Below are 26,789 nucleotides of genomic sequence, written 5' to 3' on the forward strand. Positions count from 1 at the left end.
AATACGGGGGAAGCTCCGGCTCCCTTACACAAGTCTAGCATTCTACGGATTGTTAACTCTATTTATTAGAATGGGGGGAACCCCCATTATTGCGCATTTTGCTGATTAATTTTACTAATTCTTCGGCTATCTAAGGTAATCAGATAGTGATTTATTGGATTACCTGACTGTCTTCAATTGTATCCACCCCCGGGGGTGGGGTGAACCGAAAAAGGCTGTCCTGGACGGGCATATTTTCCTCGATCTGAGAGAAGCGGAAATCTGTGATGGTGCTATCAACCCCGTGAATCACGATGCGGTGAATCTGGTGGGCAGGAGAAATCTCAAGCACCACCTCCGAGACTCGGTCCTTCATGATTTTGGGAATGCCACGCATGACGACGTCGCCTGGCTGCAAGGGAGTAAGGTCTGGGGCCAGAGAGAGGCCTTCCAGCTCCTTTTCCAGCTTGGTTTTGCCCAAAAGATAGCGCAAGGGTGAACGGAGGTCATCCAGGTTTTTGGCTGGCGTCTTTTTGGCTTGTCGATCCCCAGTTACATAGAAATACGCCGTCTGGGAGTCGATGAGAAACAGCTTTTCCCGGGGCACATGATATTCCCAGCGCATGCGGGAGGGCTTTTTGAGCCATAGCGTGCCGCTTTCCGTGCGGGAGATGCCGTCACCCTGATAAGTTTCAGTAAATGATGCCCTAAAGGTTTTCAGGTGATTGTAATGTTCATCCACGGCATGGGCTGTTGCACCCACGCTCGCCGTCTGGCTTTGCACATGCAGTCCGCTAAGAAGAAAGAGCAGCAATGCCGGGATTGAGTGCCGCAATTTCATGAAATCCTCATAAAGGTTAGATTCAGGCCAGACGCCACAGGAAATTATTTGTTTCTGTTGCGATCAATAAAGCGGTATTTGGCTGGATCCTGCACGTCAACCGTCCCGTCGGGCAGGAGCTTATATTCAGCGCCATTGGGGTCCTGAGGCAAGCCAGGCAGCAGACCGGCACGCACCATATCCAACCATCGAGAAGGCAGAACGCCGGTCCGCTCCTTGTAGATTGATACTCTCTTTTCCAATTCCTCAATATCGGCCTCTGCGCGCAAGGACGTAAGATGCTGGACGGCAGTTTCTTTCACCTGCGGGTCAATGCTGGTGTCATAGACCGCCTTCCAGAGATAAACTGCGGTGCTGCGATCATCACCATGCTCTGCCATTCTGGCTGCCATCACTTTCATCCAGGGCAGCGCTCCTGGAACCTCTGATCCCTCAAAAAAGGCCTCAGAGGCTGCTTTGTAATCTCGCCGGTCAAGATAGTGAATGAATCCCAGAGTGAAATAGAGGCGCCAGTAAGAAGGATTTTCACGGATGCCTTTTTTTACCAGGGCCACTGCTTTTTCTGGCTGGCCTGCTCCTTCCGGAGGGGGCTGGCTTAAAAACAGGGAACCAAATTCATAACTGACGATCAGGTGCGGATCAAGATCCGTGGTGATATCCAATAGCGGATAGAGCAAGTCATAGCGCATGGAGTGTTGGTTTGATTTGTTGCCGAAATATTGGACCGCGCGTGTCCAGTAAATATCGGCAAGCAAGCTGGAGTAGCCCAGGCTCAGGCGTTTGACCGATTTGCCGGAAGGCATGTACAGCACTTCTTCCAGCGTTACTTCTTTCCCTCGAAGTTTCTCCACTTGTGACCGGCACAGGACCGTACCGGCGAAGAGCACCACCAGCAGCACAGCGGAGAACGAGGTTGCCAGGCGATTCGATTTCATTTCAAGTTACGCCGTTCAAAAATCAGCACCGCTGCGGCTACAGCCGACGCGGAGTAAAGCATGGCATAAAGCGTGTTGAATAAGATAAGACGCCCGCCGACGCCCTGGTCATGGGCGGCTTGCGCAATCACGTTGAGCGACGCGAAATTGGGCATGACATAAGCGGCAGCAGTGGCCAGTAATTTGGCGGCGCCTGTTGAAATCGCGGCGAAATTCTTAAGGTCTTCAGCAAAGGTCCCAATCACGAAGAGAGCAAAAGCAAAGATGGCGGAAAATATGGGCGACGAGAAAGTGGAAAACAGGATCGTAAGGGCGGTCACGATCAGGAACTCAAGAACCGTGAAATAAATAGCTACCAGAAGCAGGGAATCGGTCTTGTGCAAACCGTTGGTGATCGCCAAGGCAATGTAGAAGCCCGCTGTCATGAGTGCGGTATTCACAACCAGCGTCATGATGAGGCCCAGGTACTTGCCCACAATGAATTCCCAGCGCCGCACCGGGCGGGAAAGAATCGTATAGAGCGTCTTTTTCTCGATCTCCTTCGATACTAGGCCGATACCGATAAAAATGGCGATGATTACTCCAAACAGGGAAATGGAGCTTAGACCCACGTTGACCAAAATCAGTCTCTCCATGCCGATGGAGATCTGGCCGAAGAGGGGCGCGCTTGCCACGAGAAGCAGGACAAAAAGAATCAGGTTATAGAGGACCCGGTCGCGAACGGCTTCACGAAACGTATTTAGCGTAATGGCAGTCAGGCGGGAAATCATGAAATGACTTTCTCCTGTTCCGCCGTCCGAGCGAGAAAATATTCTTCCAGGGTGCCGTGCAACGGAGTAACGGAAATAAGCCTTGCCCTCACTCGTCGTAGTTGTTCCAGCAGAGAATCAACATCCTCACTGCGGACAATCCCACGTACGGTTTCGCCCGTGACATGCGATTCAATCAGGGAACCCGAGACCGCGGAAAGCGCATGTGCGCCGTCCCAGATGACCTCGGACTTGCCAGCGACGCTGGTCCTTATCTCGTTGATGGCCCCGATACCGCGCAACTCGCCCTTATGGATCACCGCGACACGGTCACAAAGGGCCTCGGCATCGGAAAGGATATGGGTGGAGAAGAAAATCGTCTTGCCCTCGTCCTTCAGGCCTTGAATCAATTCCCGTACTTCATGGCGGCCCAGCGGATCGAGCCCGGACATGGGCTCATCGAGAAAGACCACTTCCGGATCATGAATAATTGCCTGCGCAATGCCTACGCGCTGCAGCATGCCTTTTGAGAACTTGCGCAATTGGCGGTTGCCCACATCACCCAGTCCCACGCGATCCAGAAGGCTGTCTATCTTTTGCTTGCGCGTTTCCAGAGAGACTCCGGAGAGTCGCGCGTAGTAATCCAGCAGCTCATGGGCGCTCAGATAATCATAAAAGTAGGGTTGCTCCGGAAGAAAACCGATCCGGCGCTTGACTTCAGGATCCAGGAAGCTTTTGCCCAGAATGGTGGCTGTACCAGACGTGGGGGAGATGATACTCATCAGCAGTTTCAGGGTCGTGGTTTTGCCGGCGCCGTTAGGTCCCAAAAAGCCGAAAGTCTCGCCACTTTTTACGGCAAGGTTGAGCGGCTTCAACGCGGGCCGCAATTGTTTTTTCCAGAAGCCAACAGCGTAGTCTTTCGAGAGGCCCTGAATTTCTATGGCAAACATGTCAGTCAAAGGATATGTGAAGCTAATTCTATTGCACTTTTTTGGCGCTTAGCAAGCCGATCTTCCTGAGATGAGCTTACTGCACAGCTACGTATTTGGTTGCGTCAGAACAATCAGCCACGGAAACGACGGCTGCAAGGCTGGCAGTTGGCGCAAGTTCTTTTCGCAGGACCCCGTCATTCATACTGCAATAATTTTCCAAGCCGGAACCGGCCCAACTGATGGGGCTTGCCGTTGTCCGATAATCAACAATCGGCGGGGCAGCGGAGGTTGACGCGATGAAATAGTTGTATCCACTTTTCCCGCAGGGCTGCGCTGCACAACCGATAATCTCATCAACCAGGCAGGCGTGCGTGGAATCGCACGGGGTGCCGGGGCCCAATTTTAAAAATGTGTCCGCATAGCCGACTGAGCTGAAAGTGGAGATGTAGGTTGCTTGTGAGTTGTTGATGTTCCGCAGGGTCGCCACAGCGGCTGCCTGATTGGCCGCCATTCGCGATCGAAGAAGATTGGGAACAGCGATCGCGGCGATGATCAGAATGATCGCAACAACGATCAGGAGCTCGATAAGCGAAAATCCGTTGCTGTCTTTAATTTTTTTTGCGTTCATAAGTTTATAGCCTTGCAATGCTTCGAATTCGCGAAGAAACCTGAGATCTACCTTGAATAAGTGCATTTTCAATGCCACTGTAGCCCCTCTACGAGAGAATAGTTAAGGCTTTTATTTTCATATAGATATATCTTAAAAAATGTTGAATGCGCAACCATTCCCTTACCGGTAGTGACAAAATTTGTCCAAGAACATCACACTCAACTGCAGATGAAAAATGAAAGAGGCGCAGCTCACGCTGCGCCTCTTCTTTTCTGGCTTATACCCTCCCCCAGGTACTTGCCGAAAACTTGCTGTTATTACTGCAATGCCATGTACTGTCCCGCGGTCGTGTTGGGGGCAACGCCTAACGTCGCGCACTGGGCCAACGTTGCAGGTGCAGCCAAGACCGTGGTTGACGAGTTAAACCGCACAACCGCATCAGGATTGGAGCAGTAGTTTCTGCTGCCAGTTGAGTTGCCAAGCGGGCCTGCGCTGGTGGTGTAATCGGCTACCGGAGGTCCAACAACAGCGGCTGTCAGGAAGTAGTTGTATCCGCCCTTGGGGCACGGGTTGTTAGCCGCGCAACCGAGAACGTTATCGACCAGGCAAGCGTTGGTAGCAGTTGGGGCTACGCAGCCTGCGGCGTCGGGACCCAGCTTTGTGAAAGTGTCGGCATAGCCAGCAGAGACATAGGTTGTTGAATATGTCACTTCGGCGGTGTTGATGGTGCGGATGGTGGCGGCCGCAGCCGAATCATTGGCTGAAATACGGGCACGCAGCAGGTTAGGAATTGCGATGGCGGCAATGATCAGAATGATCGCAACCACGATCAGCAGCTCGATGAGCGAGAAACCCTTTTGTTTGCGCATTAAACGTCTCCTGTTCAACTTTTAACAAAAACCTTTATTTTGAACGACTCTGCCGGACTTTTATCCCTAATCCGGCACCCAAGTCTTTATGCAGCATCTGACTGGCCATTGGGGGGAACGTTCCTTACATTTAAAAAATCTTTTAAGCCATTGATTACTCGATACATAACGGAACTTTAAGGGGCCAGATTTCGTCAAGAAAAGTAAAGCTCCCCAGATGATGACAAAATTTGTCAAAAAATTGACATTCTATCGCAGTGCGAACAAGTCCTCTCAGATTGGGGTCTGTCTGCCAAAGAAAAAAGGAGATGGCAATCGCCATCTCCTTTTCTCTTTGGCTTGTACCCTCCCCCAGGTACTTGCCGAAAACTTGCTGTTATTACTGCAATGCCATGTACTGTCCCGCGGTCGTGTTGGGAGCAGCGCCGACTGTCGCACACTGTGCCAATGTTGCAGGTGCAGCCAGGACCGTGGTCGATGAGTTGAAGCGGACAACCGCGTCTGGATTGGAGCAGTAGTTTCTGCTGCCGGTTGAGTTGCCAAGAGGGCCTGCGCTGGTGGTGTAATCGGCTACCGGCGGGCCAACCACGGCAGCTGTCAGGAAATAATTGTATCCGCCCTTGGGGCACGGGTTGTTGGCCGCGCAACCGAGAACGTTATCGACCAGGCAAGCGTTGGCAGCAGTTGGGGCTACGCAGCCTGCGGCGTCGGGACCCAGCTTTGTGAAAGTATTGGCATAGCCAGCAGAGACATAGGTTGTTGAATATGTCACTTCAGCGGTGTTGATGGTGCGGATGGTGGCGGCTGCAGCCGAATCATTGGCCGAAATACGGGCACGCAGCAGGTTCGGAATTGCGATGGCGGCAATGATCAGAATGATCGCAACCACGATCAGCAACTCAATTAATGAAAAACCCTTTTGTTTGCGCATTTTAGAATCTCTCTTCCTCTGGAATTCAGTCGTTGGCAGATTTGAAAGCATTCACTGGCAAATCGAACCCGCGAATTTGCTGGTTATACATGCAGGTTGTTCGCCAACCGGCGGTAGCTGTTGAGATATGTCCTTAAACCATTGACACATATAGCCTTGGTAAGGTCACGCACAAGGCTGTATGGGGTTTCAGAAGCTAATTCTAGCAGAAAGTGACAAAAAATGTCATCATCGACTAACAAAGAACGGCAAGGTGGATTTGGACGACGTTAGAAGATCGAAAATCGATTCAGCACAAACCCAAATATGGAGCATAAGCCCAACGACAAGTTATAGATAGCGCGTCCGAGGCAAAACATAGATCATTGCCACGCACGGCTCGCCCGAATACTGAGCTTCCGTCAGCAATATTGATCTGCAGTTTTCCGAGAAATTCGTCGTAGCCGGGCCTACTTTAGAGCTGACTTCTACTAAAAAGGGATGTCTTCATCCGTAATCTCAGCGGACGCCGGGGCGTGCTCGTCAGAATGCGAGCTGCGTTGATCAAATGATGCAGCTGCCCCGCGCGATGAACGCCCTTCATGGTCTCCGCCGCCCTCTCCGCGCCCACCCAGCAGTACCAGATCGCTGGCAACTATCTCAGTGCGGTATTTCTTTTCTCCGCTCTGCTTGTCTTCCCAGCTCGATGTTTGCAGCCGCCCTTCAATATAGATCTTGGATCCTTTTTTCACGTACTCGCCCACGATCTCCGCCAGGCGTTGCCAGGCCACAATGTTGTGCCATTCCGTGCGGTCCTGCCATTCGCCGGCTTTGTCTTTATAACGTTCATTGGTTGCCAGGCTGAACTTGGCCACGGGGACGCCGCTGGGCGTGAATTTAACTTCCGGATCTTTTCCCAGATTTCCGACCAGAATCACTTTGTTTACGCTCTTTGCCATAAAAAGAAGTTTTCCTTTTTGCGAATGTTGGTAAATATATCAGCGGGACGCGATCTCTTAAAGGTGGCAGCAAACAAAACAGGCGCTATTCTAGACCAACCTCACGCGTGTCCGCCATAAATCTGGTAGAGCATCACATAAACAATCACTCCGGTAACGGAGACATAGAGCCAGACAGGAAATGTCCATCGCGAGATTCTGCGGTGGCGGTCAAACCGCGACTTCAAGCCGTATGTAAGAGACATCACCACCAGCGGAACCACGGCCATAGCCAGAATCGTGTGCGAAATCAGGATCGTGAAATAGACGGGCTTCACCCATCCCTGTCCGGGGAAATGCACTGAACCTACGTGCGCGTGATAATAAAGATAGCTGACGAGGAAGACGCTCGACGTGGCAAACGCGGCAATCATGCATGCCCGATGCAACTTGATTTGACGCCGCGCGATCAATGCCCGTCCCGTGGTGATCAAGACAGCGCTGGCGCCGTTGAGCGTGGCATTCAGGGCGGGGAAGAGGCTGTAGTCGGTCATGTGTCTCAGGCTGCCGGGAGCGTGCGCCTCTTGTTGGCGACCATAAATCCAGCCACAAATACAATTCCGGCAAAAAGGGACAGCACGCCGATGGAAGGCCACAAGGTCAGCGTTGTCGCGTGTGTTGTTGCGGGGAAGAGCGTGAGCAGCAACGCGTCCATGCCGTAGGTAAGCGGGTTGATGCGCATCAACCACTGGATCCAGCCCGACGCTCCGCTGACAGGGAACAGCGCTCCGGAAAGCATCCACAGAGGAATAAGGAACAGATTGATGATTGCGTGAAAACCTTGTGACGATTCCATCCGCCACGCTATTACGAATCCGAGCGCGGTAAGCGAAAAGGCCACCAGGAACGTGACCAGCACCACAATCAGGAATTGCTCAATGCCAATTTTCAGTCCAATGAAAGGTGCAAATATCAGAAACAGCAATCCCTGGATGGTGGAAAGCGTTGTTCCGCCCAGTACTTTGCCCAGCACTATCCCTGACCGATGCACTGGTGCAACCATCACGGAAAGCAGAAAGCCTTCATTGCGATCTTCAATCACGGACATCATGGTGAAGATGGAAGTGAAAAGCACGATCATCATCAGCGCGCCAGGAAAGAAATAATTCAGGAAGTTTCCCGTGCCGGTGGCGCCCTTTTGCAGTGACGTGCCAAATCCAGCGCCGATCACCACCCAGAATAAAAGTGGCGAAACCACCACGCCCACCACGCGCGCCGGCTGGCGATAAAAGCGGACTACTTCCCGCCACCACAGCGTGAATGCAGGCAGCAAAGGATTTACCCTGGGCAGTGCCAGGCTGGCCGGTGCCACTTCCGCTGATGTCATGATTTCTGAATTCATCTCGACTGTCTCAATTCCCGCCGTTCTTTTCCGGTTAGTGTGATCCGTGTTTATCAGTGGTAAGGTTTGCTTTTTCGGAGTCCTGCTCTTGCTCCGTCCAGAATCTGTGTCCCGTGCGGCTGATGAACACATCGTCCAGCGTGGGCTTGCTGATGGAAACTGACTGGATTGCCCCCGGCATGGCTTCCGCCACGGCGGTTACAAACTTCAATCCATCTTGGATTTCCAGCCGCACTTTCCCGTCAAGTGCCGTAGTGGCGATCTTGAACCGCTCCTGAATCCGTTGCGCAAGTGCCGCCGGGTCTGCGGCCTCTAACATCACTACATCCCCGCCGATCTGGCTGCGCAATTCTTCCGGCGTTCCCAAGGCAACAATCTCGCCCAGATTCACGATCGCCAGACGGTCACAGTGCTCGGCTTCTTCCATCAGGTGCGTGGTCACAATGATCGAAACTTTTTCCCGGCTCCTCAACTCGTCCAAATAAATCCAAAGATCGCGACGCGCGCCCGGATCGAGCCCGGTCGTTGGCTCGTCCAGTAACAGCACGCTTGGCCGATGCATGAGCCCTTTTGCTAACTCGACGCGGCGCTGCATCCCGCCGGAAAAGGTTTCAACTTTATCTTTGGCGCGATCAGCCAGAGCAACACGTTCCAGCATTTCCTGAATGCGTGACTTTAAGTTCGCACCGCGCAGCCCGTAGAGATGCCCCTGATGCCAGAGGTTCTCTGCCGCAGTTAGCTTCAGATCGACAGATTTGGACTGGAAGACCACGCCGATGCGCCGGCGAACTTCGTCGGCTTGCTTGGTCGAGTCGAAACCAGAAACCAGTGCGCGGCCGCTGCTGGGCAGCATGAGAGTGGAAAGAATCCTGAAGAGTGTCGTCTTGCCGCTGCCGTTGGGGCCAAGCAGGCCAAAAATTTCGCCCGCCGCCACGTCAAATGAAATGCCTTTAAGCGCCGTGCGCTTGCCATAACTGTGGCGTATATCTTCCACGCGAATCACGGCAGAAGTGTTTTCTTTAGATCTCGTAAAAGTCTCTTCCTGTAAGGCAGTCGCCATAATTTATGAATGCACCACGTTCAGCATCATCAAGGCAAAAAGCAGCGGCAGGTAGATCACGCTGGCTTGCAAAAGCTGGCGGGCAAAGAGCCGTGAATCAGGAGACGTTGTCGGGAGCTTGGTCCGCGCGAGCCGGAAGACAAACCAGAGAAATCCCACCCCCAGCACCAGTGCGCCGAATAGGTAAATCCTGCCGGTCATCCGCAGCAGCGCCGGAACCAGGCTCACGGAAATCAGCGTTGAACAATAGGTAAACATCTGGCGGATCACGCTATGTCCGGCTTTATCGACCACAGGCAGCATCTTGATGCCGGCTGCTTCGTAGTCTTCGCGATACATCCACGCGATGGCCTGGAAATGCGGGAACTGCCAGAAGAACACAATCAGGAAGAGAAAGACCGCTTCAATTTCCAGTTTTCCGCGGACAGCCGTCCAGCCAAGTAGCGGCGGCATCGCCCCTGGGAACGCGCCGACAAAAGTAGAGATCGGCGAAATACGTTTCAACGGCGTATAGAAAGCCAGATACGTCACTGCGGTGCCAAACGCCAGCAGGCCGGTCAAAACGTTTGTCGTCAGCGAAAGATAAAGCGGGCCCAGCACCGTTGCCAGTATTCCGGCGGTTAGGCCGTTAGCGAGGCTCATTCTGCCTGCAGGCAACGGACGATTGCGCGTGCGGCGCATCAGCGCGTCAATCTTGTGCTCCAGGACTTCATTCAAGGCCGCCGAGCCAGCGCACGTTACGCCGACTCCTACCAGCGCGTTGAACAGAGTCCACGTCAGCGACGAAACGCCGCTTTTGGCTGCGCCCATGTAATAGCCGGCCCAGGCCGTCATCACGATCAGCGAAGTCACACGTACTTTGAATAGCTGTAGGTAATCGCCGACCAGCGAATTCTTTTTCAGCACCACCGGAGCAGTGGAAGCCGCCTGCGCAACGGACGTCTCTTGTTCCAGCCTCTGCGGAATGCTGCTCATGCCGTTGCGACCTCACGCTGCCGGTCGAATGGGATCACCGTTGCCGGATCGCCGCTGTGACGGTAAGCCTGAATGGTCAACACCATGGCAAGCGCCAGAATCAGCGCTCCCACCGCTAAATGAGCCACGGTTACCGCGACCAGTGTCATGGTTGGCTGCGCTTCATTTACGCCTTGGACAACGCGAACCACGTACGCGCTTACACCCAGCATAAGCTGCCCAATCAAGAGCAGCAGCAGCCAAAGAGCGGGACGCCGCAGCTGCGGGATGTTCCCGTGTTTGGTCATTGCCCGCAAACTTACGTACAGCAACAATCCTGTCACCAGCAAGGCGTTCAGGATGTGAGGATAAAGTAACGCATGAACTATTTTGTGTGTCGGCCAGTGGTTCGATCCCATGGGGCCCCACTTGGTCCACACATGGCGAAAGGCCGCACCCAGAATCAGTTGCAAATACAAAAATCCGATCAGCATCCAGCAATGCCGCAATAGAGGCCCGGCATCTTTGCGGGTGATTTTTTCCGCTGGTTCATCCAGCCAGCTCCGGCTGGTAAAAACCGCAATCACGGCCAGGACACAAAACATCGTCTGCCCCACGGTCGCATGGGCCGTTGAGATCGCCGGAGGTAGAAAATTCAGGACTGTCAGGCCACCCAGGATGCCCTGGAAAATTACGCCCAGTACGGCGCCGATCGTCAGGCCGCGCATCCAGCGGCGCTTGTCCACGCGCCACGTCCATATCGCCACAATGATCGTCAGCAACCCGACAAATTCGGCGATCATGCGGTGTGTGTGCTCAAACTTTACTCCGCCGATCATCTTTGGGATCTTGAACAAATGGCCAAAGCTCGTCGGCCAGTCGGGGACGGCCAGTCCGGCGTTGTTGCTGGTCACGAGCCCGCCTGCAACGATCAGCAGGAAAGCCAGCGCGGCAACAAACACGGTAAAGCGATGATGAGCGGCGTTATACGTGGAAGAGGTCAGAACTGCTCCCTGAGAGTACTAATTATTTTAACATTGCCTAAAACTCCGAGCGTAGCGAGGGATCGCTATCGCAACAAATCTTTTGACTGGAAAGAGGCATTTCCTCATTTACCCATTTAACAATTTCCCTCACTGTGCCGCCGGATAAACAAACGCCGCCTTCGCGCTCTCCTTCGGCCCGACTTTCACCTTCATTGTCTGCTCGCCAAATCGTTCGTGCACTGCGGCAATGGTGTATTCCCCCGGAGGCAGGTTCTTGATCTCAAAGCTCCCGTCTGGCCCGCTCACCGCAAAATATGGATTGGACATGACATTGATGTAAGCTCTCATCCAAGGGTGCTGGTTGCACTGCACAGGAATCATCATCTCCGCGTTAGGGAACTTCTTGACGACCGGCTTGTCTGTGGGCATCTGAGATTCATTGAACGGCGGGTTATTGCTCGGCATATCGTGGATGTTGTGGTCGGCCGTATCAGTGTTGGTGATCTTCAGCGGCTGGCCTGCCATGATGCCGAGGATGTGCGGGTTGTAACGGCAACCTCTCTGATCAAGCACCACGGGCTCGGTCGGGACAGCAAAGTTGCCTTGCGGCAAGCCCTCTTTCACATAGACAAAAACGTTCGCCAGCTTGCCATCCTTCGCTACTACAACTTCTGCCGGCTGTGGCCCCGTCGGACAGCCCGGATCGGCCGTCATGTCCAGTGGCTTCATCTTCGGCGGCTGGCCCTTGAGGCTCACTACACCACTAACTGTGCCTGAAGTAGAGGGATCGACAGTGATCGTGGCCGCCTTGGGCGCAGCTGCCGGCTGCTCCGATGAGGGTTGAGATTTGCTGCATCCCAGCGGCAAAAATGCCGCCAGTACAGCGACGGGTACCAATGAACGCACACAAATGGCTCTCATTTTTTCCTTTTTGCTCAGAATTCCCTCCTCCCGAAACTGGGGATGCTGGGATACCCCTACCCCTCCCTTGGTCCCCATTTCTAAAGGACTTATCCGATTCCTCCCCATGTGTCCCCATTTCGCAGTGCTGAAAACAAATAACTTATTCCATTCCTCCCCATTTCCTCCCCATTACGCTCAGAAACAAACCCCCACCGGTAAGAAATAAACATTTGTTCGCCTCCTGCACTGCGTTGGATCAGTGTCATCAGCGGTAAGGCTTTCAATCGCCTGTCGCCACAGCCACATGTTCCATGTTGGCAATCACGGCGTCAGCGAATTCGCTGGTGCCTGCCATCCCGCCCACGTCGCGCGTGAGGTGAAGTTTTTCTTTATACGTCTTTTCCAGCGCCGCGTGGACTTTGTCCGCGGCCTCCACTTCTCCCATGTGACGCAGCATCAGCACGGCCGACTGCAACACGGCCGTCGGATTAGCAATGTCTTTGCTGGCAATGTCCGGCGCCGAGCCATGCACGGCTTCAAAGATTGCGCACCTGGTGCCGATATTCGCTCCCGGAACCAGTCCCAACCCGCCGACAAAGGCCGCGCACAAATCGGAAATGATGTCGCCGTACAGGTTTTCCATCACCAGCACGTCATACTGGTATGGGTTCATCACCAGTTGCATGCAGGTATTGTCGATGATGTGCTCGCCGTACGTGATTTCCGGATACTCCTTGGCCACATCCCGGCAGCAGCGCAGGAACAATCCATCACTCATCTTCATGATGTTGGCTTTGTGGATAGCATGGATGCGCTTGCGTTTTTCCCGCCGCGCATACTCGAAGGCAAACCGCGCGATCCGCGTGGAAGCCTTCTCCGTAATGATCTTTAGCGATTCCACTACGCCCGGCACCACTTCATGCTCGATTCCCGAATACTGGCCTTCTGTATTTTCACGGCAGATGGCCAGGTCAACGCTGGGATAGCGCGTAGGCAGAGATGGCAGGTTGCGGATAGGACGGAAGTTGGCGAACAGCTCAAACTGCTTGCGCAGCGCCACGTTGATGCTGGAAAAGCCGCCGCCGATCGGCGTGGTGACCGGCCCTTTCAGCCCCAGCCCGGTGCTCTCAATGGAATGTGTGAGCTCTTTGGGAATGTATTCGCCGAACTTGGCGTATGCCTCGGCGCCCGCGGCAAACCGTTCCCATTGAATCTTTACCCCGGACGCATCCACAATGCGCACGGTCGCGTTCGTAACTTCAGGGCCGATGCCATCTCCCGGAATCAGCGTGACTTTGTGTCCCATGATCTCCTATTTTGCGTTGCTTTTGGCCTTGACCGGTTTGGCTTTGTCTTCTTTGTTGTTGAGCAGCGACTCCAGCTCAGAGTGGAATTCGCCCACATCCTTAAAGTCGCGATAGACCGACGCGAAGCGTATGTAAGCAACTTTATCGATCTGCTTGAGGCTGTTCATGATCTGCTCGCCCAGTTCGCTGGCGGTGCGCTCACGCTCCGGTGAGTCGATCACATATTGCTCCACTTCATTCACAATCTGTTCCATTTTGCCCATGGAGATAGGCCGTTTTTCACAGGCCCGCAGCAGTCCGGCCAGGATCTTCTGCCGCTCAAATTTCTCGCGGCGGCCATCTTTCTTCACTACCATGTAAGGGATTTCGTCGATGCGCTCGTAGGTGGTGAAGCGTTTTTCACACTTCAGGCATTCGCGGCGGCGGCGAATCGATTCGCCTTCTTTGCTCTCGCGCGAGTCCACCACTTTGTCATTTTCGAACCCGCAAAACGGACATTTCATCGTGTCTTAACCAGAACTCTCAATGGGGTGTGATGACTAAGATTGTAACAGGCAGAACGAGATCGGGAGATCTGGTGATCGGGACATCGGGTGATCCGTAGAGCAACACCTTACCACGCATGAACACGGATGACTCTGATCGGCAAAAATGACGCAAGGATTGGATTTTTAATCTCGGCGATTTTTGGCAATCTTGGCAAGTCTGGCAATTGCCTGTCGCTGGTAAGGTTTGCTTTCCGATGACCCGATTTCCGGATTACCGGATGCCCCGATTGCCTAGTCTTGTTCCAGAAATTTCTCTTCTTCCTTGATGCTCGCCTCTTCCATCTGTGTGATCGACACATGCTCTGACCGCGCCAAAGAGAGTCCGACTGGGCTGACGGACATAAACGTCACCAGCCAGAGCATGATGCCGCAGCTGGTGGCCAGCTCAGGTGAAAGATTGAAAACCCCGCGGAGCATTCCTATCGTCGCCAGTTGTGAACCGCCGCCGACAACGGGAAGCTGTAAGACTCCACCCACAACGCTGGCCGCAGTGAGCAGGAAGACGCTGGAAAGCGTCATCTGCGACAGCCGGTGAATGGAATAAGCGTGCGTAACGGCAAGATAGGCAAAGCCAATAATCAGCCAAATCACAATAGATAACCCGGATAACTGAAAGAAAGATTTCATGTCCTTTACCGTGTTAAGCCCTTCGCCAAAAGCCAGTACGCGTTTGCCTATCGCATGGCCCAATTTGGGCGACATTCGCCCGAACAGCCGCACAAAGACACTTGCGGCGGTAGCGGGATTTTTCCTTACACGGAATGCCACAAGGGCCACAAAGCACACTCCAGCCAGCAATGCCAAGGCAAACATTTCAAAGTACGTGAAGGATGAAATCTCATGGCCCAGCAGATGCCGGCGCGCGGAATTGGCAAATCCAGGAAGCCGGCTGAGAGTGTCCCTTGACCACAGGATATTGATGGCCATGATCAGGGCGAAAGCGCCCATATCGAAAATGCGTTCCACGGTCCACACCGCCAGTTGAGACGCCATGCTCAAATTCACTTTGCGTGAGATCAGGTAGGGACGGATAAATTCTCCTGGTCTTCCCAGCAGCGCCAGCCCGGCAAAGCCGATCATGGTGGGCGCCACTAAATCAGACGTCTTGGCCTCAGGACACACCGGACGCAGCATAATCTTCCAGCGCATGGCGCGCAGAATATAGTCGGCATAGACAAGCGCCACGCCGGCCACCAGATAAAACTTATTCGTGTTGTGGGTCGCCACCCAGAAGCGGTGCCAGTCAAATTTCTTCCAGGCCCTCACCTGTAGATAGACCAGACCGGCCAGCACAACCAGCACCAGCGCGCTGATTAGAAATCTTTTTTTACTCATGTATTTACGTCGGGCTTAATGATCATACAAAAAAGCGCCCTGCGGGCAGGACGCTTTTACAGCTCTATCTCTTTGATGCTTATGCCGGATTTGTGGATTTGGCCACGCTGGCCTGCTGCGATCCTGGCTTCTTGACAGCCCTGGGACTCGCGGATTTGCCGGAATTCGATACCTTCACTACGCCAGCCGCTTTCATCTGGGCGCGTTTTTTGGCATTGAAGTCGCGAACAATTTTGTTGATGTAGTCGCGCGTTTCGCGATATGGAGGTACACCGTTGTATTGCTTTACCCGATGCGCTCCGGCGTTGTAGGCAGCCAGCGCCTTAATAGGATCGTTGTGATAGCGGTCCAGCAGCGCGCTCAGGTGGGCAGCGCCTGCTTCCACATTGGCCCGCGGGTCAAACGGATCAGACAATCCGAGTTGTGCGGCGGTAGATGGCATGAGCTGCATCAACCCCAGAGCGCCTTTTCTCGATACCGCGTGGGTCTTGAAATTGCTTTCCGCCTTGATCACGCTGCTCACAAAATCAGGGTCGAGCCGATTCTTGGTGCTGGCTTCGCGCACCACCTGGTCCAGGTCAAGAACTAATCTGGGCGGAGGCGTCATTTTGCTCATCGACACTGGCTGCAAGACTAGTGGCGTTGGCAAAGGCATATTGACTACTGGCTTGGCAGAAGCGGTCTTGATCGTGGCTACGCTCTCCGCTGATATTGATGGGGCGGGGGCCGCAGCGGCCGACGGTTCCGGAAGGACAGGAGTTTCATCCTCTTCAAACGACGTAATCTGATCGTTGGCAATGTCTAGGTATCCGGTGGCCGTAAAAAGACGGGTGGAGTTGGCGCTTTGCTCTTTGTGGTCAAAATGGATGGAAAATCCGTTCCGCAGATTGGCGATCTGGCCCGCCCGGGCGGACATTTGAGCCACTATCAGGAGCACTGTAACTGTTAATAATCTTGAAAATCTCATGTTAACCGCAAGATGTCTATTGTCGCCTAATTAGCTGCTGAAAGCCAGCCCCAAAATCTCTTCTACGGCCTGGGCCACGCCGCTTTCCTCGTTGCTGCCGGTCACCTTCCAGCCGTTCTGCTTCAGTTCATTGGATGCATTTCCCATCACAACCGCAACTCCTGCAAATTCAAGCATTTCCAGATCATTATGGTTGTCGCCAATGGCCATAATCTGCTCTCTGCTGATCCCGCGCTCCTCAGCCCACCGCTTTAAAGCGTGACCCTTGGAGCATTCCCGGTTCAGGATATCCAGAATGCAGAGATTGCGATGGTCATATTGAGTCTTCAGGACGGTGATCTGATTCAGGAAATCAGCCTGGCTCAGCTTTTGCTGCAGCTTCTCCATCACCAAGACCCGGCCGCAATACATGGCCTGCAAAGGATCCTCCGTCAGGGCATCTTCCAGCGGCGATACAAACTTGATATAAGGCCGATTTACCTGCAGCCAGCGCGAAACGGTGTTATTCAGCTCGTCGGCGCTTTCCAAAACCAATGAATCGTTGCCGGGCACGTTGGCGGGGCGATCAAACGTCAGCACTGCGTGCCCGCGAAATTCGTCCATATATTGAATGAGTTCCCTGGCGGTTCTTGCGGGCAGACGATCGGTAAAAAACGTCTCATTGCTGCTGGAACGGATCAAGGCGCCATTGGAGCTGATCAGCCATATAGGGAAACCGAGCTCCTTAGCGATTGGCAGGGCGTAGTCATGGCGGCGTCCGGTGGCCAGAATGATCTCTATACCGGCTTCATGCGCCGCGCGCAAGGCGACTATATTGCGCGAAGGCACTTGGAAATTCGGATCGGTTAACGTGCCGTCAATATCCAGGGCCAGCAGACGGATGGAAGTAGTTACCATGAATCATTCTACTCGACATGCCACTTGATTTTAGGTCAGCGGCAATTCCGAACCGGATAGGATTATTCAGTTTTGGGAGGCGGAGGTTGCGGAATCTCGCCCTTGCCGTCACAAGCATTGCACCGCATCCCGTCCTTTAGCCCGGAGCCTTGACAGACGGGGCAAATCCGCGTTTTGCTCTTTGCAGAAGTTGTCATGAGTGATAAACCGATCATACGCCCTATTGCGGGCCTATGCGGGTATAAAGAACATTTTGCTGCGCGGAATATAATGATGGATTTTTGCAGCCCGTAAGAAAGCCTCAGTCAAAGAATGGACGCGGCTAAGCGGGCTGGGGTCAGCGCATCGTCAATATTGAGGGCCAAGAGTCACGCCCCTTAATTGGAGACAGGTTGCGACCGGCGCAATGACGAATGGCGCGCAAATGTCCCCGGAAGGCCGGGGACATTTGCTTGTTTCCACTGCAGAGTCCTTGATCTTTCTCTAGAGCGCTTTCACTTGTTAGTGTATTGCACGACGGACCAAGACTCCCGAACTATTGACCGCAATGGCATCCGCTCTCCCATCGTGGTCGACATCCGCAAAGAACGTCCCTACTGAACCGAAATAAGGGTCGGTAGTCCAGAATTCGTTCGGTCCAAAGCTCATACCGTTAGAACGGCGCACAACTATATTGTCACTGTTGACAGCAATAGCATCCGCCATACCGTCGCCATCTACATCAGCGAAAAAAGTACCAATCGAACCAAAAAACGGGTCTGTAGTAAATGATTCATTCAGGGAAAATCTTGTGCCGGTAGAACGGCGTACGACCACAGTCCCATCAGTGCCATCATTGACTACGATGGCATCCGCCTTGCCATCTCCATCCACATCCGCAAAAAATGTACCGCGCGAACCGAAATATGGGTTAGTGGTCCAGAATTCGTTCGGTCCAAAGCTCGAGCCGGTAGAACGGCGCACGACCACAGTCCCATCAGTACCATCATTGACTACGATGGCATCCGCCTTGCCATCTCCATCCACGTCCGCAAAAAATGTACCGCGCGAACCGAAAAATGGGTTAGTGGTCCAGAATTCGTTCGGTCCAAAGCTCGTGCCGTTAGAACGTCGCACCACCACATTATCATCATTGACTACGATGGCATCCGCCTTGCCATCTCCGTCCACGTCTGCAAAGAATGTTCCGTGAGAACCGAAATATGGGTTAGTGGTCCACGCTTCAGCCGTATTGAAGTGTGTTGCAAGGACTGGCGGCGGCTGGCAGCCGTTAACGCAGTCAGCCAGGTTCCCTGAACAGATAGTATCCTGTATGGCAGACTGGAGATCGCAAACGTCGTCAAAATTGCCCTCTCCCAGGCATAGTTCGCGGTTTATTTCACTGGAACCGAAGCACGCAGCCGCTTGCTTGGTGCAACTGCTGAGGCAAGATTGCGCCCACGCGATATTGGTAAGCAAAGTCATTGATACAACAAAGAAAAAAGCTCGAAATGCATTATACACAGTGCGCTCCACCTTTTTTTGGGAAGTCTTAAAACCAAACACTTTTCTAGCGTTGTATGACCGATAGTCAGCGATAGCAAACGTCTAGTTAAAGATGGCTGTTTATAGGTTATTCATTTGTATATTATCAAGAATTAAATGTCATATGTACCTTAGGTGGTAATACTTGAGAAGTACATGTTTCTAGTTTGCGGCAACCGTCAGGAGTGTTTATTTCTTTGTTTGAAGTAGATTTTATTGGTTGGTCACGTTCTGCGATAACAACGCTGAAGCAAAACAGCTACAGTCAACGGCTAATGTCAAACAAAAAGGGGCCGATTAGATTTTGGGAAACAGGGCTATTTGTTTGTAGTATAAAAAACAATTTCCATTGGGCAATGTCAGGCCAATTCGGATCAGTTCTGCTCCTTTGCGCTTTTGTGATACTTGTTGAAGATGGATGAAATCAACCGTCTGGTTTCTGATCCGCACGTGACACTCGGTCGCGCCGGCGCTCCCGATCCCGACGGCAAATGCGTTGTCTACTGGATGCAGCGGGCGCAGCGGGCGCTCGATAATCCTGCTCTAGAGGTCGCAGTGCAGGCCGCAAATACGCTGGGCAAACCATGCGTTGTCTTTTTTGCTCCGGTGCCGTTTTATCCTCACGCCAATCTGCGGCATTATTGTTTTCTCAATCAGGGAATCCTAGCGATTGCCGAAGGACTGAAAAAGCGTGGGATTGGTTTCGTACTCCGCCGCTATCCCGATCATCATCTGCTGGAATTTTGTGCCGAGGTTCGTCCGGCTCTGGTAGTGGGAGACGAGAATCCTATGCGCGAACCAGAACATTGGCGCGCAAAAGTGATCGAATATCTGCGTGTTCCGTTCTGGACCGTAGATGCCGATGTGATTGTTCCCTCAAAGCTGCTGATGAAAGAGCAGTATGGCGCTTACACGGCTCGTCCGGTCATCCGGCGGCTGTTGCCGGAGTTTTTGCAGCCGGTAGGGAACACACGCGCTAAAGTCGCCTGGATACCGCCGCGCCGGTTGAAATCGCTTAAGCCGGATATAGACATCACTGAGGGATGGAAGCTGGATCGTTCAGTCCAGCCGGTAAGCGGCATTGTTGGAGGGACAGATCAGGCGCTCAAGCGGCTCAAGAGATTCATCAAGAATGACCTGACAAATTATCCGGTTGATCGCAACAAGCCGGAGCGCGATGGCACCAGCCGTCTTTCCGCCTATCTCCATTTTGGACACATTGGCCCGCACACGATTGCGCTGGCGGTCCAGAAAGCTAACGCGCCCAGGGCGGCAAAAGAAGCCTATCTGGAACAGCTGATTGTCCGCCGCGAACTGGCGATTAACTTTGTGCGATTCAACCTGGACTACGACAATTTTGAATCCGGCACGGCATGGGCGCATAAGAGCTTGGCGGAGCATGCGGGCGATCCGCGCAAAATCTATAGCGAGCGCCAACTGGAAGATGCGCAGACGCATGATCCGCTTTGGAACGCGGCACAGATGCAGATGGTAAAGACCGGCTTCATGCACAACTATATGCGCATGTACTGGGCCAAGAAAATTCTCGAGTGGAGCAAGACTCCAGCGCAAGCCTTCCAGATGGCGGTCTACCTGAACGACAAATATGAGCTTGACGGGCGCGATCCTAACGGCTACGCAGGAATCGCGTGGGCGATTGTCGGCAAGCATGATCGCCCGTGGTTTGAACGTCCAATCTTTGGCAAGATCCGCTACATGTCCTTCAACAGCACTTCAAAGAAGTTCGACAGCACGAGCTACATCCGGCAAGTCGAAGCAATTAGTCCACAAAGATGAACCTTACGCAACAGCGCGGCGGAAAAAGGGAAGCGCCGTCTATGGTCCCGTTGTACAATGTTGCGGCTTTCCCCACAAATAAATTGAAGAGGGACGTGTATGTCCATCCTTGCCGGAATAGTGTTCGGCTTTGTCTTATGGTTTTTGTTACGTTGTATCGCCGGCGGAATTTACACCGTCAACCAGAATGAACGCGCCGTAAAAACCAGCTTCGGCCGCGCCGACCGCATTCCCGGGGCGTTTACCACCGCTGATCCCATCAGCGATCCCCTGAATGACGAAGAAAAGCAGCGCTACAAATATCCCCAGGTACGCGTGATCATGCCCGGCGGCCCGTATTTTAAGTTGCCGTGGCAGAAGATCCACAAAGTATCCATTGCCACGCAAACGGTGAGCATGGCCTATGATCCAGAAACACCCTCAGCGAATCAGGGCGGCACCGTGGTGGAGGCAGTCACCAAAGACCAGTTGAATACAGGATTGACGGGACAGATTCGCTATCGCGTTTCAGAACGCAATCTCTACGCTTATCTCTTCGGTGTCAAATTCCCCATCGCGCATGTGATGGGCTACTTCATATCGGTGCTGCGTGAGCGCATCGCAACCTTCGAAGCGCCGGCCGATCCCAGCGTTCCGGAAGCTGCCCGCGGCGCCGGTATTTCCATCAATGACTTGCGGAAGAACCTGCGTGATCTGAATGAGCACATGGTCCGCGAGTGCAGTTCTTCAGACGCGCGTTATGGCATTGTGCTTGAGGCTTCACTGATCACCGGCATTGATCCCCCGACCGATGTAGAGTCCGCGCTGGCTGCCATCAACACCGCCCACAATATGGTTTCCTCAGACATCAGTCTTGCTCAGGCCGCGGCCGATCAAAGGATTGAACTCTCCAAACGCGCTGCCGAAATCGAAACCTTGAAAGCCCAGGCGGAAGTGCAGCCGCTGGTTTCGCTGGCCGGTCAGCTGTCAGAGTTGAAACGCGCCGGCGAAGGCACTTTGGGCGCGTATGTGCGCAGTGTCCGGCTCGGACTTTTTAGCCAGGCCCAGCAGGTGGTACAGGAGACAAAACGATGATTCCTTTTCTCATTGCCGCTCTCGCCGCATTCGTTGGCAGTCTTATCCTGGTTCCTCTCTTCCTTGCACTGCTGCGGATGTTCGGGATCTACACCACGGTCGAAGAGGGTAGTTGCCATGTGTATGTCCTGTTTGGGAAAGTGGCGGCGATCATCAATGAGCCGGGGCTGCATATTCTGCTTTTGAAACTGGGCTTGAAAGCTCCGATTGTCCGGTGGCTGGGCCGTCTCTACGTTCTGGACATGCGCATTGACCAGCAATATCAACGCAGCCAGCCGGTGAACTCTGAAGAAGGCGCGCCCATGGGCATTGGCATCTGGTATGAAATGTTCATCAGCGATCCTGTGGCCTTCCTGTTCAAGAACGCTGACCCGCGCGGATCGCTTTCCGCCAACGTTGGCAACTCCACGGTCCGCTGCCTCAGCAACATGAAACTGGCTGACATGCTGGAAACCCGCCACGCCATGAGCCTGACGGTGCGTAATGAGGTTTCACCGCAATCCCATGAATGGGGCTACAAACTGGGTTCTGTGTACATTCGCAAGGTACATTTCCGCGACGCGCAGATGATCGCGCAGATTGAAGAGAAAGTTGTGAACCGGCTGCGCCAGGTTACTTCATCCATCAAACAGGATGGCGCGAACCAGGTCAGCATCATCACCAGCACGGCGGAGCGGCAGGCGGCGGTGGAATTCGCCAAGGCTGCGGCCATTCGCCCCAGCATTGTTGGTGATGCGCTGAAACAGGTTGCGGCCGACCCTGAAGTAGAAGCGGCAATGTTTGAGATACTGGAAGTCCAAAAGATAATTGAAAGCAAGGCGCGGGTTACCCTGATTCCCGAGAAGAGCGCAATCCTTCCGGAATTGCTCGCCGCCGGCACGCGGACAAATGATTTTTCCGTGCCGCCTCCGCCGCCCAGGCCAAAGACATCGTAGAAACAAATCTCCGGCGGAAATGGATTCCGCCGGAGCAGAGCCCTTGAAAAGACTTACTAATTGCAGCTTGATTTAGATGCAGGCAGCTCACTCTTGCGCGAAGACTTGTCCGCGCCGGAGAACGATAACGCCTCATCGCCCTTGGCGCAGCAGCTGATGAAGGCGGAGCAGCTGCCAACGCCGCCACCGCAGTCAGCATCATTCGCACACGGAGCAGTGCCGCAACTACATCTACAGGTTTTGCGGAACCCCGCTCCCGACGGCAGCACGGGCATGGTGAAAGCACTCTTCAGCGAGAGGTCCGGCATCAGGTAAGTGTGAATCGATCCCACTGAACTCTGAGGCTCTTCATTGGGAGGAGCAGCTGCGGTTGCGCTGGCCACCGCCGCCAGCAGGATGGTGGCAAAAAGGAACATTTTTAGAATCGAGCGTGAAAACATGTGATCTCCTTTTGGGGAACCAGTTATTCGGGCCCGACAGGAAGCCGAACTGGGCCCGGCTCCATCGCTCGGATTGTAGCAACCCGCCATTGCGGCGGATTAGAAATTTCTGAGCATCTGCCGAAGGCTTTCCCATTCCGGGAAACCCGAGCACAGCTTCTCAGGAGAAATTCTTAGTTGCAGTTTGCCTTAAGCGCCAGAAATTTTGCGATGATTCGAATTTCTCCGTGGATGTTCCGATTGAATTCCTCCAGTTCCCCAGCGGGTATCCAGTATTCCAGGTGCTGGCTGCTTCCTGCCTTTCGAATCTCGAAATGCTCAAGATATTTGCTCTCAACATCGAACTCCAGGACGTAACCTACAAATCCGGAACGCTCGTCTCTTGTATTCCAGTCGCGAGCAATCTGCTCAGCGTATTCCTTCGTCAAAACCGGATAGAAGATTGGTTGTTCGGGAAGGCGGGGAGGGAAGGATTTGAATCCACTGGCCGCGACCAAATCAAGCTCGCCTTGTCCGACAGGACGGTAAAGTTTGGTGGTTGATGTCATTTAGAATGATGATCGGCTCGCGAATCGATTCGAGTTCTTTTCAGATGAGGGTAATGCCAATTGCTATTTGCTAATCTTTCTTTCAATCACCCGCGACCGCCGCTTCCACTTTTTCCGGTTTATGCCGCATTTGCTCCCACATTTCGGTCACGCGGCTGCGAAGTTCTTCAGTAATTTGCTTATACGTCTCTTCCGGATTGGCCATTGTCTCCGGTGGAATGATGGGATCGCCAAATTGCACACGCAGCTTTGCCAGCCGGGGAAAGCGCTTGCTGCGCGGCCACGCTTCATAGAATCCTTCCAGCGCGACCGGATAAATTGGTACCTTCAAATTTGCCGAAAGGATCGCCGCCCCCTTTTTGAATTTCTTGGGTGTGCCATCCACAGACCGCTCGCCTTCAGGATAAAGCGCCAGGTTCTGGCCCTGCTTGAGTCCATAGGCTCCGGCGCGCATGGCGTTCACCAGATTGGAGTCAGGATCGACAGGTACAAGCCTGAACGTGCGGCCTAAATAATGAAACACGCCCTGGCCAAAGATCTCACTGGTGCCCACATAAAACATATTCTTGAAAAGTCGCCACGGAATCTGGCTGGCAACTACTGGCCCATCGAGAAAACTCTGGTGGTTGGGAGAAAGGATGAATGGGCCATTCTTCGGCAACTTCTCTTTGCCAATCACTTCCAGACCAAAGAAGACGCGCGTGATCGTCGCTACAAATTTTCCCAGAACGAACCACAGGAATGTAAAAAGGCGGCTGGTGTTCAGGGCGGCCAGCACTTTGGGATCTTCCGGATCGACGCTGAGCACCGCGTCCCAGCCGGGAGCCGATGCGCGGGTCGAAGCCGTGGCTGATGCCCCGCCGCGCGCTTGAAGCACCGCATCCACCAACTCGCGGACGGTATAAACCTGGGCAATCGCTTTTTCATCGAGCTGAGCATTCATCTCGCGCTCCAGCGCCACTACCAGTTCCACTCGTTCCATGGAATCGAAGCCCAGATCGAGTTCGAGGTTGGAAGAGGGAAGTACCGCCCGCTCCGCTTTGCTGGCGCTGCGTATCACTTCCATCGCTTTTTGAACTTCCGATGAAGCCAGCCACGCGGCTTCCTCGCCTGTAGGCTCTTCAGCAACCGCGCCGACATTGCCGGTTCCGCCGCGTTCACCGGCCAGCACCCGCCGCTGGATTTCAAAGCGCTTCAGCTTGCGTGTGGTAGTGCGCGGCAGAGGATCAGACCAGAGATCGAAGCTCAGAATCCGCTTGGTGCTGGGCAGTTCCATGGAAAGGTTTTCCACGTCAAAGCGGATCACCTCACGCGTGTTCACGATCTTGCGTTCGCGCAGCACGTCAAAGTTGGGAACAATCACAGCATGCAGTCGCTCTGAGAACGGTTCGCCCGGGCGATTCACCAGCCCCATGACGCAGATCTCCTTGATGAAAGGCGACCGCATGTACTGCGCTTCCAGTTCCTCAGGATAGATATTTTTGCCCGAGCTCAGAACGATGATTTCTTTCTTGCGGCCGGTAATGAACAGATTGCCGCGCTCATCCTGGTAGCCCAGGTCGCCGCTGTAGAGCCAGCCGCCGCGGAGAGTTTCCGCCGTGGCTTCCGCGCGGTTGTAATAGCCTTTCATGATGATGTCGCCGCTGATGGCAATCTCGCCAACGGGATAGCGCAGGCCTTCCGCTGGTTGCGGATCGATAACTTTTACCTGCACGCCCTTCAACGGCCGGCCCACTGATCCCATGACTCTGGCTTTGGGAGGCGTGACGGTGGCGCCACCGCAGGTTTCGGTGAGGCCGTAGGCTTGCAACATTTTGAATCCCATCTTTTCCATGTCGCGCCCGACTTTGGGATCAAAGGCCGAGCCGCCGGTAATGAAGAAGCGGAGTTGCGGTCCAAGCTGTTTGTGTACATGCCGGAAAAATAATTTGCCTGGATTCAAACCAATTTTGTTGCCCGCCGCAGAAATCGCCATCATCGCGCGGAACGCCAGACGGGCCGGCGCAGACCGGGCTTTCACCTGCTGCATGACTCGCTCATGAATCAGGTAAAAGAATTGTGGGACGCAGCAGAACAAGGTTATTCGACGTTCGCTCAGCGCGCGCAGCAGTTCCGTGGTGTTCAGCGTTTCCAGATAAACGATTTTTGCGCCGACAACGAAGGGCATCAGCAGGTTGGCGACCTGGGCCAGAGCGTGAAAGAGAGGGAGCACGCCAAGGATAGCGTCGTTCGGCGTGACTTGGACCGCGCTGAAAATACCGTTGGCTTCCGCCAGAAGATTCCTGTGCGTCAAGGTAACGCCTTTAGGATCGCTCGTGGTGCCGGAGGTGTAGAGGATCACGGCATTGTCGGTGTCAAAGATTCGCGCAGGACGGAAATCGCCGGGCCCGGCGGCAAACATTCCGGTCAGGTTGGAATAGCGGCCTTCGCCGGAGCCATCAATCATCACGATCCGCACCAGCGTTTCTTCCACGGCTTTTTCCACCACGGGAAGATGCTCAGAGTCAGTAAAGATGATGGCGCTTCCGGAATCCCAGAGCAGCTTGTTGACTTGATGCGCGTTGAACGCAGTATCCAGCGGCACGGCAGCGGCCCCTGCAGACATGACGCCCAAATAGGCAGCCACCCAGAGCGGGCTGTTTTGCGCCATGATGGCGCAGCGCACGCCGTCTGACATGCCCGATTCACGCAGCCATCGGCCTACAGATTCGCCCATCCGGCGCAGCTCCGCGTAGGTGAGACTTTCTACCTTGCCGGACGAGCGCTGCAATTCGAGCGCAATGTGGTCCGGATATTTTTCCACGGATTGCAGAAAACAACTGTAAAAGCCGTGCATTCAGACAGACAAGTTTTTGGGGGAGGTTCTAGTAACAGTATCGCATCTTGCCGAACCAGAGTCACGCCGTATCGCCATTCAGACGAAGACAGTTGCGCTTCAACGCATCAGGGCGGCCATTCAGCAGAAAAGTTTGCGCCGTCCGCAATAGCTGTTAAAATCTCAGGTTGACCCACACAGCTCATTGAGATACGGAGACCTTTACTTTTATGGCATATGTGATTGCAGAGCCTTGCATCGGGACCAAGGACGCGGCCTGCGTGGATGCATGTCCGGTGGATTGTATCCACCCCAAAAAGGACGAACCGCAGTTTGAGGGTTCCAACATGCTGTTCATTGATCCGGTGGAATGTATTGACTGCGGCGCGTGCGTTCCGGTGTGCCCGGTGTCCGCCATTTTTGCGCTCGACGATCTGCCGGAAAAATGGAAAGAGTACGCAGAGAAGAACGCCAAGTACTTTGGCCGCTAACAGCTGATCAGAGTTTCCTAACGCGCAGCCGCCATGGCTGCGC

27 protein-coding genes are annotated in these 26,789 nt (G+C 53.8%); 4 read left to right on the plus strand and 23 right to left on the minus strand.

Annotation, left to right across the window (positions count from 1 at the left end; translation table 11 throughout):
* Window positions 1-151: 151 nt before the first annotated feature.
* The 20 genes from LAO76_12975 to LAO76_13070 form a co-directional block, all read right to left on the minus strand.
* Window positions 152-820, minus strand: coding sequence for an outer membrane lipoprotein carrier protein LolA (locus tag LAO76_12975; protein MBZ5491836.1), 669 nt, complete (start codon window positions 818-820; stop codon window positions 152-154).
* Between the two features lie 44 nt (window positions 821-864).
* A complete protein-coding gene (locus LAO76_12980) occupies window positions 865-1,755 on the minus strand; it encodes a hypothetical protein (GenBank protein MBZ5491837.1) in 891 nt (296 codons plus the stop codon).
* On the minus strand, window positions 1,752-2,525 hold the full coding sequence (locus tag LAO76_12985; GenBank protein ID MBZ5491838.1) for an ABC transporter permease: 774 nt from the start codon (window positions 2,523-2,525) through the stop codon (window positions 1,752-1,754). Before LAO76_12985 ends, LAO76_12980 begins: the two co-directional genes overlap by 4 nt.
* Window positions 2,522-3,454 carry an ABC transporter ATP-binding protein gene (locus tag LAO76_12990; GenBank protein MBZ5491839.1) on the minus strand — a complete coding sequence of 311 codons (933 nt, stop codon included), beginning with the start codon at window positions 3,452-3,454 and terminating at the stop codon, window positions 2,522-2,524. The genes LAO76_12985 and LAO76_12990 overlap by 4 nt, the downstream gene beginning before the upstream one ends.
* Window positions 3,455-3,530: 76 nt before the next feature.
* The gene (locus LAO76_12995) at window positions 3,531-4,049 is read right to left on the minus strand and encodes a prepilin-type N-terminal cleavage/methylation domain-containing protein (GenBank protein MBZ5491840.1); all 519 of its coding nucleotides are present in this window, start codon (window positions 4,047-4,049) and stop codon (window positions 3,531-3,533) included.
* Between the two features lie 314 nt (window positions 4,050-4,363).
* Window positions 4,364-4,915, minus strand: coding sequence for a prepilin-type N-terminal cleavage/methylation domain-containing protein (locus LAO76_13000; GenBank protein MBZ5491841.1), 552 nt, complete (start codon window positions 4,913-4,915; stop codon window positions 4,364-4,366).
* 379 nt (window positions 4,916-5,294) lie between these two features.
* Entirely contained in the window at window positions 5,295-5,846 is a 552-nt protein-coding gene (locus LAO76_13005; protein MBZ5491842.1) for a prepilin-type N-terminal cleavage/methylation domain-containing protein, read from the minus strand.
* 470 nt (window positions 5,847-6,316) lie between these two features.
* Complete coding sequence (locus tag LAO76_13010) at window positions 6,317-6,784, minus strand: single-stranded DNA-binding protein (protein MBZ5491843.1); 468 nt, start codon at window positions 6,782-6,784, stop codon at window positions 6,317-6,319.
* 101 nt (window positions 6,785-6,885) lie between these two features.
* Window positions 6,886-7,317, minus strand: coding sequence for a DUF420 domain-containing protein (locus tag LAO76_13015; protein MBZ5491844.1), 432 nt, complete (start codon window positions 7,315-7,317; stop codon window positions 6,886-6,888).
* A gap of 5 nt (window positions 7,318-7,322) precedes the next feature.
* Window positions 7,323-8,150, minus strand: coding sequence for an ABC transporter permease (locus LAO76_13020; protein MBZ5491845.1), 828 nt, complete (start codon window positions 8,148-8,150; stop codon window positions 7,323-7,325).
* Window positions 8,151-8,199: 49 nt separating this feature from the next.
* The gene (locus tag LAO76_13025) at window positions 8,200-9,225 is read right to left on the minus strand and encodes an ATP-binding cassette domain-containing protein (GenBank protein ID MBZ5491846.1); all 1,026 of its coding nucleotides are present in this window, start codon (window positions 9,223-9,225) and stop codon (window positions 8,200-8,202) included.
* Window positions 9,226-9,228: 3 nt separating this feature from the next.
* Window positions 9,229-10,200 carry a heme o synthase gene (cyoE, locus tag LAO76_13030; GenBank protein ID MBZ5491847.1) on the minus strand — a complete coding sequence of 324 codons (972 nt, stop codon included), beginning with the start codon at window positions 10,198-10,200 and terminating at the stop codon, window positions 9,229-9,231.
* Window positions 10,197-11,141 (minus strand): COX15/CtaA family protein, encoded by a 945-nt coding sequence (locus tag LAO76_13035; protein MBZ5491848.1) that lies wholly within the window; start codon window positions 11,139-11,141, stop codon window positions 10,197-10,199. The genes cyoE and LAO76_13035 overlap by 4 nt, the downstream gene beginning before the upstream one ends.
* A 171-nt stretch (window positions 11,142-11,312) precedes the next feature.
* Window positions 11,313-12,071, minus strand: a complete 759-nt coding sequence (locus tag LAO76_13040) for a hypothetical protein (GenBank protein ID MBZ5491849.1) — start codon at window positions 12,069-12,071, stop codon at window positions 11,313-11,315.
* Window positions 12,072-12,348: 277 nt separating this feature from the next.
* On the minus strand, window positions 12,349-13,374 hold the full coding sequence (locus tag LAO76_13045; protein ID MBZ5491850.1) for an isocitrate dehydrogenase (NAD(+)): 1,026 nt from the start codon (window positions 13,372-13,374) through the stop codon (window positions 12,349-12,351).
* 6 nt (window positions 13,375-13,380) lie between these two features.
* A complete protein-coding gene (gene nrdR / locus LAO76_13050; protein MBZ5491851.1) occupies window positions 13,381-13,878 on the minus strand; it encodes a transcriptional regulator NrdR in 498 nt (165 codons plus the stop codon).
* A 276-nt stretch (window positions 13,879-14,154) separates the two neighbouring features.
* On the minus strand, window positions 14,155-15,258 hold the full coding sequence (locus tag LAO76_13055; GenBank protein MBZ5491852.1) for a flippase-like domain-containing protein: 1,104 nt from the start codon (window positions 15,256-15,258) through the stop codon (window positions 14,155-14,157).
* Window positions 15,259-15,337: 79 nt separating this feature from the next.
* A complete protein-coding gene (locus LAO76_13060; GenBank protein ID MBZ5491853.1) occupies window positions 15,338-16,174 on the minus strand; it encodes a lytic transglycosylase domain-containing protein in 837 nt (278 codons plus the stop codon).
* An 81-nt stretch (window positions 16,175-16,255) separates the two neighbouring features.
* Window positions 16,256-17,122 carry a Cof-type HAD-IIB family hydrolase gene (locus tag LAO76_13065; protein ID MBZ5491854.1) on the minus strand — a complete coding sequence of 289 codons (867 nt, stop codon included), beginning with the start codon at window positions 17,120-17,122 and terminating at the stop codon, window positions 16,256-16,258.
* Window positions 17,123-17,623: 501 nt separating this feature from the next.
* On the minus strand, window positions 17,624-18,625 hold the full coding sequence (locus tag LAO76_13070; protein ID MBZ5491855.1) for a VCBS repeat-containing protein: 1,002 nt from the start codon (window positions 18,623-18,625) through the stop codon (window positions 17,624-17,626).
* A gap of 435 nt (window positions 18,626-19,060) precedes the next feature.
* Between LAO76_13070 and LAO76_13075 the strand changes: the two genes are divergently transcribed.
* The 3 genes from LAO76_13075 to LAO76_13085 all read left to right on the plus strand — a co-directional run bounded on the left by LAO76_13075 (window position 19,061) and on the right by LAO76_13085 (window position 22,452).
* Window positions 19,061-20,443, plus strand: a complete 1,383-nt coding sequence (locus LAO76_13075) for a deoxyribodipyrimidine photo-lyase (GenBank protein ID MBZ5491856.1) — start codon at window positions 19,061-19,063, stop codon at window positions 20,441-20,443.
* 99 nt (window positions 20,444-20,542) lie between these two features.
* On the plus strand, window positions 20,543-21,517 hold the full coding sequence (locus tag LAO76_13080) for an SPFH domain-containing protein (protein ID MBZ5491857.1): 975 nt from the start codon (window positions 20,543-20,545) through the stop codon (window positions 21,515-21,517).
* Window positions 21,514-22,452, plus strand: coding sequence for an SPFH/Band 7/PHB domain protein (locus tag LAO76_13085; GenBank protein MBZ5491858.1), 939 nt, complete (start codon window positions 21,514-21,516; stop codon window positions 22,450-22,452). Before LAO76_13080 ends, LAO76_13085 begins: the two co-directional genes overlap by 4 nt.
* 56 nt (window positions 22,453-22,508) lie before the next feature.
* Here LAO76_13085 and LAO76_13090 read toward each other — a convergent pair whose 3' ends face one another.
* From LAO76_13090 to LAO76_13100, 3 genes are all read right to left on the minus strand, one after another.
* Window positions 22,509-22,892 carry a hypothetical protein gene (locus LAO76_13090; protein ID MBZ5491859.1) on the minus strand — a complete coding sequence of 128 codons (384 nt, stop codon included), beginning with the start codon at window positions 22,890-22,892 and terminating at the stop codon, window positions 22,509-22,511.
* A 173-nt stretch (window positions 22,893-23,065) separates the two neighbouring features.
* Window positions 23,066-23,440, minus strand: a complete 375-nt coding sequence (locus LAO76_13095) for a hypothetical protein (protein MBZ5491860.1) — start codon at window positions 23,438-23,440, stop codon at window positions 23,066-23,068.
* Between the two features lie 82 nt (window positions 23,441-23,522).
* Window positions 23,523-26,276 (minus strand): AMP-binding protein, encoded by a 2,754-nt coding sequence (locus tag LAO76_13100; protein ID MBZ5491861.1) that lies wholly within the window; start codon window positions 26,274-26,276, stop codon window positions 23,523-23,525.
* A gap of 209 nt (window positions 26,277-26,485) precedes the next feature.
* On the opposite strand from LAO76_13100, the gene LAO76_13105 reads away from it, so the two are divergent.
* Complete coding sequence (locus LAO76_13105; protein ID MBZ5491862.1) at window positions 26,486-26,746, plus strand: ferredoxin family protein; 261 nt, start codon at window positions 26,486-26,488, stop codon at window positions 26,744-26,746.
* Window positions 26,747-26,789: the final 43 nt, after the last annotated feature.

This window comes from Terriglobia bacterium (genome assembly GCA_020072645.1).
Taxonomy (GTDB): Bacteria; Acidobacteriota; Terriglobia; order Terriglobales; family Acidobacteriaceae; genus Angelobacter.